The sequence below is a fragment of the Pseudidiomarina sp. genome, from assembly GCF_033722695.1.
In the GTDB taxonomy this organism is placed as follows: Bacteria; Pseudomonadota; Gammaproteobacteria; order Enterobacterales; family Alteromonadaceae; genus Pseudidiomarina.
Genome location: NZ_JAWVYM010000002.1, coordinates 20,098 through 33,168 on the forward strand (window position 1 = coordinate 20,098; position 13,071 = coordinate 33,168).

Annotated in this window: 8 protein-coding genes; 3 read left to right on the forward strand and 5 right to left on the reverse strand. The window is 52.4% G+C overall.

Features of this window, described 5'->3' with window-relative positions; all coding sequences use genetic code 11:
- Window positions 1–62 precede the first annotated feature (62 nt).
- Together fadI and fadJ are read left to right on the forward strand one after the other, a co-directional pair.
- Window positions 63–1,373, forward strand: coding sequence for an acetyl-CoA C-acyltransferase FadI (gene fadI / locus R3196_RS01095; protein ID WP_318934760.1), 1,311 nt, complete (start codon window positions 63–65; stop codon window positions 1,371–1,373).
- Window positions 1,373–3,514 carry a fatty acid oxidation complex subunit alpha FadJ gene (gene fadJ, locus R3196_RS01100; RefSeq protein ID WP_318934761.1) on the forward strand — a complete coding sequence of 714 codons (2,142 nt, stop codon included), beginning with the start codon at window positions 1,373–1,375 and terminating at the stop codon, window positions 3,512–3,514. The genes fadI and fadJ overlap by 1 nt, the downstream gene beginning before the upstream one ends.
- Here fadJ and R3196_RS01105 read toward each other — a convergent pair.
- From R3196_RS01105 to nadK, 5 genes are all read right to left on the reverse strand, one after another.
- Window positions 3,511–6,075 carry an EAL domain-containing protein gene (locus R3196_RS01105; RefSeq protein ID WP_318934762.1) on the reverse strand — a complete coding sequence of 855 codons (2,565 nt, stop codon included), beginning with the start codon at window positions 6,073–6,075 and terminating at the stop codon, window positions 3,511–3,513. The genes fadJ and R3196_RS01105 overlap by 4 nt on opposite strands.
- A 176-nt stretch (window positions 6,076–6,251) precedes the next feature.
- Window positions 6,252–9,011 carry an insulinase family protein gene (locus R3196_RS01110; protein ID WP_318934763.1) on the reverse strand — a complete coding sequence of 920 codons (2,760 nt, stop codon included), beginning with the start codon at window positions 9,009–9,011 and terminating at the stop codon, window positions 6,252–6,254.
- A 62-nt stretch (window positions 9,012–9,073) separates the two neighbouring features.
- Window positions 9,074–9,424, reverse strand: coding sequence for an outer membrane protein assembly factor BamE (locus R3196_RS01115; RefSeq protein ID WP_318934764.1), 351 nt, complete (start codon window positions 9,422–9,424; stop codon window positions 9,074–9,076).
- A gap of 120 nt (window positions 9,425–9,544) precedes the next feature.
- A complete protein-coding gene (recN, locus tag R3196_RS01120; RefSeq protein WP_318934765.1) occupies window positions 9,545–11,227 on the reverse strand; it encodes a DNA repair protein RecN in 1,683 nt (560 codons plus the stop codon).
- A 96-nt stretch (window positions 11,228–11,323) separates the two neighbouring features.
- Entirely contained in the window at window positions 11,324–12,214 is an 891-nt protein-coding gene (nadK, locus tag R3196_RS01125; protein WP_318934766.1) for an NAD(+) kinase, read from the reverse strand.
- 136 nt (window positions 12,215–12,350) lie between these two features.
- Between nadK and grpE the strand changes: the two genes are divergently transcribed.
- Complete coding sequence (gene grpE, locus R3196_RS01130; protein WP_318934767.1) at window positions 12,351–12,983, forward strand: nucleotide exchange factor GrpE; 633 nt, start codon at window positions 12,351–12,353, stop codon at window positions 12,981–12,983.
- Window positions 12,984–13,071: the final 88 nt, after the last annotated feature.

Here is a 13,071-nt window from a genome sequence, read left to right on the forward strand (position 1 = left end):
TCATTTGTGAGGTCAGACCAGTATAGAGGGCTGACAGCACTTCATCGACAGAGGGTTTATTCATGGCAGCAAGACAGCAGCTGACAACCGCAAAGGGAGATCGCATCGCGATCGTGGCAGGATTACGCACCCCTTTTGCTAAACAGGCCAGCTATTTCCACGGCGTTCCGGCGCTGGATATGGGCAAGATGGTGGTACAGGAATTACTGAACCAATATAGTCTGGATCCGGCTGAGGTTGAGCTATTGGTATTTGGCCAGGTGGTGCAGATGCCCTCAGCGCCTAACATTGCCCGCGAAATTGTGCTGGGGACTAGCTTGCCGGTTAACACCGATGCCTATAGCGTTACCCGTGCTTGTGCGACCAGTTTCCAAACGCCGGTGAATATTCTTGAGAGTATGCTGGCGGGAAATATTTCCGTAGGTATCGCTGGTGGTGCCGATTCATCTTCAGTATTACCCATTACCGTAACCCGCAAATTGGCGCATGCGCTGGTTGACCTGAATAAAGCGCGGAGTCTGGGCGAGCGCTGGTCGATTATCCGTAAGTTGCGGCTGGCTGACTTAAAACCAGTGCCCCCGGCGATTGCCGAGTACAGCACTGGGATGACCATGGGCGATACCGCCGAACAAATGGCAAAAACTCACAATATCAGCCGGGCGGATCAGGATGCCCTGGCACATCGCTCCCATACTCTCGCTCATGAATCCTGGGAGGCTGGCAAGTTGAACGATGAAGTAATGACAGCTTATGCTGAACCCTTTAAGGATTTCCTGCGGCGGGATAACACCATTCGGAGTGATAGCAAAATTGAAGGCTACGCCAAATTACGACCGGCGTTTGACCGCAAACATGGTTCCGTCACCGCCGCCAACAGTACGCCGCTTACTGATGGTGCCTCGGCTATTCTGATGATGACTGAGAGTAAAGCGAAAGCGCTCGGCTATGAGGTGCTGGGCTATATCCGCAGCTATGCCTTTAGCGCCATCGGCGTTGAAAAAGATATGCTGATGGGCCCGTCTTTCGCCACACCAATTGCCCTGGATCGGGCCGGCATGAAGCTTGCCGATTTAGACTTAATCGATATGCACGAAGCTTTTGCCGCACAGACACTGGCCAATATTAAAATGTTTGCCAGCAAAAAATTTGCCGAAGAGAAACTGGGCCGCAATGAGGCGATTGGCGAAATCGATATGGACAAATTTAACGTGCTGGGAGGCTCTATTGCCTACGGCCATCCGTTTGCCGCCACCGGCGCACGGATGATCACTCAGACGCTGCGCGAACTGCAGCGCCGCGGTGGTGGTACCGCTTTGACTACTGCCTGCGCAGCCGGCGGTTTAGGTGCAGCAATGATTCTGGAGACCAACTGATGAGCGACGAAAAAAACGGTAAGAAAGCCTTTACGCTGGAAATTCGCGAGGATCAGGTTGCGGTGGTGCGCATTGATGTGCCCGGCGAATCAATGAATACCCTGAAGGCTTCTTTCGCTGACGAGGTGAGCAGCGTTCTGAATCGCATTGAACAGCAACAGGATCTGAAAGGTATTGTTATTATCAGTGATAAGCCGGGTTCTTTTGTCGCCGGTGCTGATATCAGCATGATTAATGACTGTGAGACAGCGGGTGATGCAGAAAGCCTGGCCCGGCAGGGACAGGCTATGTTCGATCGTATCGAGCAGATGCCGATACCCGTGGTGGCGGCGATTGACGGCGCCTGTCTGGGCGGCGGACTGGAACTGGCGCTGGCGTGCCACTATCGGGTGTGCACGGATTCTGATAACACCAAACTGGGTTTGCCGGAAGTAAAACTTGGCCTATTGCCGGGTTCTGGTGGCACGCAACGCTTACCCCGTCTGATTGGCATTCAGAATGCCTTACCCTTGATCCTGACCGGTAAAGAACTCAGACCGAAGCAGGCGAAAAAGCAGGGCATAGTTGATGACGTCGTGCCCGCTAGCATTTTGCTGGAAGTAGCGATTAAGCAGGCGCTTTCGGGTAAAGCCCGGGTCCGCCGGGCAAAAAAATCCTTCTTTAATAAAGTGCTTGAAGGTACCGGCCCCACCCGGGCAATTATCTTTAAGAAGGCTCGTGAAAAAGCGCAGGAGAAGGCGCACGGCAATTACCCGGCCATCGATAAGATCATCGATACGATAGAACATGGGGCCGATAACGGTTTTTCTTCCGGGCTTGAATATGAAGCTAAGCAGTTCGGCGAGCTGGCGATGACAACGGAATCTGAAAACCTGCGGCGGATATTTTTCGCCACCACCGCCATTAAGAAAGAAACCGGTGCCGAAAGTGCTGATGTGAAGCCGGCAAAAGTGGCTCGTGTTGGCGTACTTGGCGGCGGTCTTATGGGCGGCGGTATTGCTTACGTAACGGCTGCCAAAGCAGGCATCCCGGCACGCATCAAAGACATTCAGGAGCAGGGCATCGTGCATGCCATGAAATACAGCTATGACATCCTGAATAAAAAAGTGAAGCGTGGTCATATGCGGCGCAGTGAGCTGGAAAAGACCATGCTGCGCTTAAGCGGCGCATTGGACTATTCTGGTTTTGACCAGGCCGACGTCGTGATTGAAGCAGTATTTGAAGACCTCAAACTGAAGCAACAGATGGTAGCGGATATCGAGGCCACCGCTGGCGAGCAGGTTATTTTTGCCACTAACACCTCAAGTTTACCTATTACGAAAATTGCTGCTGAAGCCAAGCGCCCTGAAAACGTGATTGGCCTGCATTATTTCTCACCCGTGGATAAAATGCCGCTGGCAGAAATAATCACCCATGAGGGCACTTCGGATCAGACCATAGCGACCACCGTCGGACTGGCTAAGAAGCAAGGCAAAACCCCGATTGTCGTCAAAGACGGCGCTGGTTTTTACGTGAACCGGATCCTTGCTCCTTATATGAACGAAGCCGCCCGGCTGGTACTCGGTGGCGAGCCCATCGACACCGTCGATAAAGCCCTGGTTAAATTTGGCTTTCCGGTTGGTCCGATGAAGTTAATGGATGAAGTTGGGATTGATATTGCAGCAAAAGTTGCCCCAATCATGGCCGCTGAGCTCGGCGAGCGTTTCAAAGCGCCGGATGCGTTCAGTAAATTGCTGGATGATGATCGTAAGGGGAAGAAGAATAAAAAAGGCTTCTATGATTACAGCGGCAAGAATCCGGGCAAATCTGTAGATGACAGTGTGTACAGCCTGCTTGATATCAAACCTGAGGCGCGCCTGGGTAACGATGAAATCGCCCAGCGGACGGCGCTGCTGATGCTCAATGAGGCAGCTTATTGTCTGGGTGAGGGCATTATTCGTAGTGCTCGTGACGGTGATATAGCTGCTATCTACGGTATCGGTTTCCCACCTTTCCGTGGCGGGCCGTTCAGCTATATGGACACCTTAGGTATCAGCGAAGTTGTCGAGCGTCTGAACCGCTACGCCAGTGAGCATGGTGAGCGCTATACACCCGCGCCGCTGCTGGTTGACATGGCCGCCAACAACCGAAGTTTTTACTAATTAAGTAGGCTAACCGCTGGCGCATGGTGCGATCGAATTGGTGTCGCAATGTGTGCCAGAAACTGGTCCCGGCCAAGAGGCTGAGCAAACAGGAAGCCCTGAGCAAACTCACAATGCATACTGCTCAGGGTGGATGCCTGCTCGCGATCGACCACACCTTCAGCGACCACATCAAGACCCAGATTGTGGGCCATTGCTACAATCGATGCGACCATATTGCGATCGCGATCAGCTCCATTAATATCGTCGATAAACGCCTTGTCAATTTTCAGTGTCTGAATTGGGAAGCGCTTCAGATAAGCGAGTGATGAGTAGCCGGTACCAAAATCGTCCAGCGCCAGATGGATGCCGCAATTATGTAACTCGGTCATGATTTCTATGGCGCGTTCTGGATCGTCCATGACCACACCTTCGGTAATTTCCAGCTCCAACCGTTCAGGCGCAAGTTTGGCTTCAGTGAGAATGTTCATGATGCGCTGGGTCAGATCGGGCTGCAAGAACTGCTTAGCCGACAGGTTAACCGCCACGCGGCCCTGCACCAGGCCAGCGTTAACCCATTCATGCATATCGCGGCAGGTTTGTCGTAATACCCGTTCACCAACATCAATAATCAGCCCGGTTTCTTCTGCCAATGGAATAAACTCTGCGGGACTAATAATGCCGACACCGGGAATATCAAGCCGCACCAGGGCCTCAAGGCCGACAAACTTATGGGTGCGCAAGGATACTTTCGGCTGATAGTGAACTTGCAGGTGATTATTACGCAATGCGTGCCGTAGCTGATTTTCAAGCTGTAACCGGCGTACCGCGTTGCGGCTCATGGATTCATTGAAAAACTGATAGCCGTTACCGCCGCGATTCTTCGCATGGTACATGGCGGTGTCAGCGTTTTGCAGTAGTTCCTGTGATGACTGGCCATCGCTGGGATAGGCAACGATCCCGATGGAGCTGCTGACCACAATATCGTGTCCGGCAATGTGGTACGGCTCGTTCAGATTTTCCAGAATGCGTTTGGCCGCGGAGGTGATAACCCGCACATCGTTGGTGTCTTCAAGTAGCAAAATAAACTCATCACCGCCAAGACGGAAGAAGGTGTCCTGTGGTCGCCCTACTTCGGCGGCGCGCTCGGCAACATGCAGTAGTAACTGATCGCCGATTTCATGGCCGAGGGAATCGTTGATTTTTTTAAAGTTATCCAGGTCAAACAGCAGCATGGCGTGCTGAACGCGCTTGCGCACCAGGTTGGAATGGCTGACCTGAAAGTAGGAACGATTGGGCAGGCCGGTAAGGGTATCGGTATTAGAAAGCCGGCGCAGTTCCCGCTCGGCATTTTTCCGTTCGGTAATATCCGAGAAGGTGGCGACATAGTGCAGCACCTGGCCAGCATCATCGCGAATCGCATCCAGGGTCAGCTCAATCTGATAGCCAGTGCCATCTTTGCGTAAGTCTTCCATTTCGCCATGCCAGCTGCCGTGCTGCTGGATCGTCTGTTTTACCTGATTAATAAACTCAGGACTATACAGGCTGAATTGCAGCGGCCGGCCAAGCATGTCATCACGGGAATAACCTGTAATGCGTGAAAACGACTGGTTGGTTTCAATAACATTATACTGGCTATCATAGATACAGACGCCATCGGAGATATTGGTTATGGATGCAGCCAGCATTTTAAGCCGCTCTTCAGCGGTTACCAGCGGAGTGATATCTTTAAGGGTGCCAGTCATACGCAGCGGTTGCTGCTGCAGATCACGGGCCACAATTTTGCCGCGATCCAGTACCCATATCCAGCCGTCCTCGCTGGCGATGCGATACGTTATTTCGTAATGCTCGGTTTCGCCGGCAAGATAGTTCCGCAAAGCTTTTTGCACTTTCTTCAAATCCAGCGGATGAATATTGGAAGCCTGGCCTTTTTCCCCGGAGCGGATCCGATCCTGGGGAAATTCCGCCAGCTGTCGCCAACTGTTATGACGATGCAGGGTGCCACTGTGAACGTCCCAGTCCCATAGCTGATCGCCACTGCCCCACAGGCTCAGTTTCAGGCGCTCTTCACTGTTAGTCAGTTGCTGTATAGCTCTGCGCTTTGCGCGGAGCATCAGGCCAATCGCCGAAATAATTGCTAAAACCAGTAAGATATAACCGGTAATCGCCCATGGGGAGAGCCAGGCGGGGGTTGCGACACTCAGGTTAAGGCTACGCTGGCCCAGCCAGTTCTCACCGTCGGCGGAAGCTTCAACCATGAATTTGAAGTCCCCAAAGCCGAGATTGGTATAGGTTGCCCGTCGATAATCTGCGTCAGTATAAATCCAGTCGTTGTCGAACCCGTCCAGTTTGTACCTGTAATAAAGCCGTTGCGGCTGCGGCGCATAGGGGGCGCCAAACTCAATGGTGAAAGGCGCTTGCTGATTAGGCAAATAAAGGGTGTCAGCGTTGTAGAGTTGCGGCCGGTTACGAATATCTAATTGCGTCGCATTTACCGGTTGGTTTGCCAGCCGCAGAGTAATGAGCTCAACCTGCCAATCGACGCTCTGTGCTGCACTGGGCGAAATTATTGTCAGGGACACTAAGGCGGCCAGAATAAGGCCGTACAATTTGATTAAGCCGTTCCGGAAACGAAGTTTGGTGTCCAGCCCCCCAGAGCACTTTTGTTTTGAGTGCACGCACATCCCCGCTTTATGGCTGCTTTAAGGTACAGCTCTTACTTTTGTTATTGTTATTGTTATGTACAAATTTAAACAATTCAGCCCGCGCTGTCAAAGACCTTTGGGCTGGCAGTAAGCACTAACTGGTCGTTTTTATTACCTAAAAACTCCAACAGGTAGTCCAGGAGTTTTTCCTCTGACCACGACTCTATGGCAGTGGCGAGCTGATTTAATCTCAGGAATTCAGTGTCGTGCTGAATGATCGAGCTCCAGAGCCGTTGGCTGCGGAGCCGCAGATTAGCATCCGGCTCGTTCAATTGCTGTGATAAAGCGCGCCTGGCCTGGGGTAATTCGCTTGGTAGTATTTTCTTAAGTTGCTTACAAAAGCGTCCGACAAAGGTCTTTATCTCACGTTCCAGAGCTTGCCTGTCGTGACTTCCTGATTGTACGTAGAGCAGCAGGTGGGGGTACTGCTGCAGCGGTAAATAGGTGGATCCAACCATATAACCTAGCTGGCGTTCGGTTCTGAGTTCGGTAAATATACGGGGGCCGATAATATGATTAAGCAGCATCACCGCGGCCTGGCTGGTCACTGAGCTGTCGGGCGACTGAAATAGCCAGAGTGCGGCATGGTCACTATGTTGCGTTGTCATCACCGCAGGCGCTGCCCAGTCAGGCAGTTCCCGAGCCTTATGTAACAGCAGTGGATTTAGTTCGGTGGCGGCAGGTTGCGCAGAAAGTGCCGGCAGCCACTGCTGCAGATACCGGGTTAATTGCTGTGCTTGCGCACTAACCAGGTCGCCGTGGGTGAGGATATTAGCTTGCACCGGCTCAAACAAGCGTTGGCGCCAGGCTTCGAAATCGCTCAGTGTAACGGACTCCATTGCGTCAGCAAGGGTCTGGGTGTCATACGTATAAGGTTGCAGCAACACATTGAGCCGGGCAAACAGCAGGTTGAGCGGTTTGTTGGCGAGTGCTGAGCGCCAGTTTGAAGCCAGCTTCTGGCGCAGGTCGTCCCAGCGCTCAGGATCAAACACGGCCTCACTGCAGGCAGCGAATACAGTCTGAGTAAGGCGCGGTATACCAGCAGAATAGCCACTGGTGTGAATGGTTATGCCGCGCTGTTGCGGGTATATATTGAAATGCAGCCCGGCGATCTCGGCGTCGTAACAACTTTCATTCAGTTTATCGATCATCAGCTCACACCACAGCCTTGCCTGCGCATAATCTCTGGCTGAGGCAGTGGCGTTTGGCAGACTAAGCTGACAGTAAACATGTGCTTTTGGCGCCCGAAAATCAGGGTCCTGGAAATGCCAGTGCTGAATGCCGGGTGTTGGTGACGTTAAGTGCGGGCGAGAGTCTTTGGTGTCGGACTCTAACGGCTGCGCCTGCTGTACTTCGCGGAGATAGGGGTTTGCCGCTGGCAACTGCGCTTTACTATCTGCGGCGCGGCCATCCATCTGTTGCTGGCGTTTTCTGCTGATCAGCTGCAGTTGATAATCCGTTCCGTAAATAGGTTCATGAGAGTTTGTGGTCACATCCCGATGAATTATTGTCAGCCGCATATTTGCCGGCGTCATCAGACTCAGTAACTCGCCCGCGCGCTGGTGGTTCAGATTTTCCATCCGGTAGTCACCGTAAATCAAATCTGCGACCGGATAATGATGCATATTGATGGCAAGCTGTGGCGCCAAATCACTGGTACGCGAAGGCTCCTGAAAATTAAAGGCGTTGCGCACGCTAACCTGGCGCTCCTGGTAACGCCAGTCTTCCAGCCCCTGTTCTCTGATGAGGTCGATATAGGCAAACACTTCCCGAACCACCTCATCAATCCGCTCTAAGCCGGTGTCAGTGAGCTGCATGTTGATATTAAAATCTTTGAAGTTACTGCCACTGATGCCACCGCCGGCGGCAAGGCTATTAACCAGATGTTGCTGATGCAGCACACTGTATAAGCTGCCCGGGCCTTCGTAGCCCAGCAGATGGGCGATATAGCTGGTGGTTTTACACGCGTAGTCAGCATCAATACCCGGCAGCGCGAAAGCCATGATCAGACGGCGGGCTTCTTTAATGGGGCGAACCTGAATCTCTATCCCCAGTTGTTCAGGCAAATAAAGCGGCACGGTAACCGGCTGACGACTGCCGCCCCGATTTTCAATAGCCCCGGCATGGCGCTCTGCCATAGCTGAGAGTTCGTCAAGCGAGTGCGGCCCTGCCAGTACCAGGGTCATGCGCGCAGCGTGATACCAGCGGTGAAAAAAATCTTGCAGCAGACTTTGCAGTGATTGCTGTCGCTCAATTTTCAGCGTCGACAGATTACCAACGGAAAACTTCGAAAACGGATGGGCCGGATTAGCGGTGGCTTTATGCACCTGATAGAGGCGGCGCAGCTCATCGCGACGCTTCAGTTGAAACTCCGATTCGACCGACAATAGTTCTTTATCTATCCATTCGGGGTTAAATAGTGGCTCATGGAAGAATCGGATAAATCGATCAAGGCCGGCGTCAAAATGAGCGGGATCGATACTGAAGTAATAACTGCTGAATTCGGTGCCAGTCCAGGCGTTATGGTGGCCACCGTGCTGGCTCATAAAGGTTTGATAACCGGCCGCTTCAGGGTAATTTTTGGTACCCAGAAACAGCATGTGCTCAAGAAAGTGCGCCAGCCCCTGTGCATCGTCGGGATCCTGAAAATGGCCAGCAGCTACAGCCAGGGCAGCAGTACTCTGGCCAGCTTCATTATCTTGAATGAGCGTGCAACGGAGCCCATTCTTCAGAGTCAGCATGCGATAGTCGCGCTGATCGGTCGGGCTCTTAATAATCAGAGGGGAAAAATCCTGGCTGCTGCCTGGTTCCATAACGCTCCTCAGCGATATTCATTCAAAATGAGGTCGAGGCGCGCTGGGACAGCAGCCTGCTGTTACTGATCCAGCGGAGTATCAAAGTTCTCGGGACGATCAAAGTCTCCCTCATAAGATATCAGACGATCGTCTTCAAAGCGTAGCACAACCGAACGGCGGTAGCTTTCGCCGCTACCGGCATTCATATCGAAAATGTAATACCAGATATCATCACGAAACGGATTTTCGGCAACTGGAGCGCCGAGAACAAAGTCAACCTGTTCTTTCGTCATGCCTACGCGAAGCAGGTTGATATCGCGCTGCTCCAGGTAGTTCCCCTGAGGTACATCAATCTGATAAACCAGCTTATTAAATACAGAACATCCGCTGAGGATGAGCACCAGACTACCGGCAATAATTAGTTTTTTCATAACACCCGCTGTTAAATACGATTTATTCTGGATCGAAACTCTGACGATGATAAACAAAGCGGCCACTAAAGACCAGCATCGACCCACATATCGACTGGTAATTTGTCATTAAGTTCGCATTTAGCTGACTGCCAGTAATTCCTCAGCGTTGGCTTTGGTTGCGGCGGTGATCTGGTCGCCGCCAAGCAACCGGGCTAATTCAATGACACGTTCGCCCTGGTCGAGTGAAATCATATGGGTTTCGGTGCTTTCACCATCGGTCACCTTATCGACCCGTAACTGATGGTTTGCCTTGGCTGCGACCTGAGGTAAATGGGTCACACAAATAACCTGGTTGGTGGCGCCCAGCTGCCGTAATAATTTACCGACCGTTGCGGCGGTACCGCCACTTACGCCAACGTCGACCTCGTCAAACATCAGTGTGGGCGTGGTCAACTGACTGGCGGTAATAACCTGAATCGCCAGGCTGATACGGGATAATTCACCGCCCGAGGCAATTTTGGCAAGCGGCTGCAACGGCTGACCCGGGTTGGTGGTGACATTAAAACTCACCTCGTCGGTGCCAAGGCGGGTCGCCGGCGCTTGATTATGATGGTTTACTTCAATCACAAAGCGGCCATGTGGCATATTTAACTGGCGCATCGATTCGGCAATGCGATCGCTCAGCTCACTGGCCGCCTTAACCCGGCTCTTCGACAGGCAGGCAGCTGCTTGTCGATAACTTTCGGCTGCTTCAGCAACGCGGGCACCGCTGCTCTGGGAGGCCTCTTCATGTGCCGCCAGAGAATCCAACTCGGCCTGCAGTTCGCGGTGACGGGCGGGCAGCTGCCCGGGTTCGAGTTGATGTTGGCGAGCCAGCTTGACGGCCTGAGTTACCCGTTGTTCGGTTAACTGCAATTGTTCATCGTCGAGTTCGATTTGATCCTGATAGTGACGTAATTCACGTGCTGCCTCTTCGAGTTGCACACTGGCTTCCCGCATTAGCCGGATCGCGGGCTCGAGCTGAGGATCAACATCAAGCTGCGGTTCAAGGCGGCTCAGTGCACTTTGCAACAGGCTGTAAGCATTATTATGTTCACCGTCATAAACCGCATTCAAAGCAAAACTGGAGTCCTCAGCAAGCGCCGCACTGTTGCTCAGGCGCCGGTGCTGTAGCTCCAGCTCCTGATACTCCCCCTCGGCAAGCGCGAATTCATTCAGTTCAGCGACCTGATAATTCAGTAATTGCGCCCGGGCAGCGGTCTCTTCCTGCTGTTGTTGTAATTGCTTTTGTTCTTTCCGAAGCTGGTACCAGGTACGGTAGGCTGTTTCTGTCTGTTGCAGTAAATTCTGATGACGAGCGTAAGCATCGAGCAATGCGAGTTGATGGTCAGCCCGGGTCAGTAACTGATGTTCATGTTGGCCGTGAATATTGACCAGCAGGGGGGCCAGCTCGCGCAGCTGGGTGACGGTAACCGGGTAGCCGTTTATCCAGGCCTTGGAACGGCCTTCACGGGTAATCAGGCGGCGCAGGACACAAAGACCGTCGTCGCCATCTTCATCCTGCAGGTATTCCTGTTGCTGCAGCCATCGTAATGCCGGGCTGGTCGCAGCTAAACTAAACGAAGCAGTAACTTCGGCTTTGCTAGCCTGTGCCCGTATCAGATCCACGTCTGCACGATCACCGAGACAAAGGCCAAGAGCATCCAGAGCGATTGATTTACCGGCGCCGGTCTCCCCGGTAATGGCGGTCATGCCGTCACTGAAGTCAACGTCAAGACTGCGAACGACGGCCAGATTACGGATCTGCATATGGACTAACATAAAGCACCCCTGTAAAAAAATGCGATGTTTAACTACTGTGGTTACATACAGTAGTTAAACAGTATTTATACAGTAATGCAAGGCAGTCCGGAAAAATTAAAACAGACGGCTACCCCAGCCCAGTTTATTGCGTAACACGCGGTAGTAACTGTGATCCTGAGGATGCACCATGCGCAATAAGTGCGGATGTTTGCCAATGACGACTTCATCACCGGGCTCTACTGTCATGCGGACATGTCCGTCACAGCTGATCTGTAAATTGTCGTTGGAAGTGGGAGTGCGCAGGCGTACGGTGCTATCGGCATCGATTACCAGGGGACGTGCGCTCAGCGCATGAGGAAACATTGATATCAGACTGATGGCGTTGAGGCCGGGGGTAAGGATTGGGCCACCACCCGACAGGGAATAAGCAGTTGAGCCGGTCGGGGTGCTGACAATCAGGCCGTCGGAGCGCTGACTGAAAGCAAACTCGTTATCAACAAAAACCTCGAACTCAATCATGTGGGCGACTTTGTCCGAGTGCAATACCACTTCGTTTATGGCCCGGCCGACGTCGACATGCTCGCCGTCGCGGTAAATTTCTGCCTGCACCAGGAAGCGGTTTTCGATCTGATAGTTGCCAGCCAGTACGTCCTTTAATTGTTCGCACACATGGTCCGGATCAAGATCAGTGAGGAATCCCAGATTGCCCCGGTTAACGCCGATTACAGCGATTTGCGCTTCGCATAAAGCCCGGGCGGCACCGAGCATGTTGCCATCACCACCAACAACCACAGCGAGATCGGCATGTTCACCCAGGCAATCGAGGGGCTGCAGTTTGGCTTTGGTGGAGTTCAGCTGTTCGGCGGTGCGGGACTCAATCGTCAGCTCGATATCCTGCTCGAGCAGCATCTGTTCAAGCTTTTGTAATGTTTTGCGGGTGGCTTCGTGGTTTATTTTTCCTACTAAGGCTACCCGGCGAAACGGTGGTCGGAGGCTTTCGGTCATAATTTTTCCTGATTTTGTAACTTTACTGCCTTGAATCGATCGCAGTCGTCCCCATAACAAAGCACAGAGCGTTAATCCAAATTTATATCAGAACAGATCCTGACTGATTTGTGAACTTAATAAAGAGTATGCCTACATGACCAAAGATGATTCAACTGCAAAAGATAACGAGCAGCCCAAAGAGCGCGCAAAGAACCAGCCGGAAGAAAACGTTGAGCAGGAGTTTGCGGGCAATGAGTCGGCGGATAGTCAGAACGCAGACAACGCTGACGCGGAACGCCAGGATACGGACACCATAGCGGAGCTGGAGCTCGCGTTGAGCCAGGCAGAGCAACGGGCCGGTGAGGCCGGTGAGCGGGCGGTACGGGCCGTAGCAGAGATGGAAAACATCCGCCGTCGTGCTGCAACTGATGTCGAAAAGGCGCATAAATTCGCGCTGGAAAAATTCGCCGGTGAACTGCTGACGACAGTCGATAACCTCGAACGTGCATTAGAGGTGTCAAAGCAGCAAGGTGAAGAGGTTAACCAGAACTTCCTGGAAGGTATTGAGCTGACCTATAAGGGCTTGCTGAGCACTTTACGCAAATTTGGCGTAGAAGCCGTGGGCGAGCAAGGTGAACCGTTCAACCCCGATCTGCATCAGGCAATGGCCATGCAGGAAGCGCCTGAGCAGGATAACAATACGATACTGGCCGTGATGCAGAAAGGCTATACGCTTAGTGGTCGCTTACTGCGCCCGGCTATGGTGATGGTAGTGAAAAACACCTGATCCGAAAAAATAACCTGATGCGGGGTGTTGAAATTTCAGGATTTGTACCCACATCAGGATTAACGAATTAGTTTTGTTTTACCAAGTT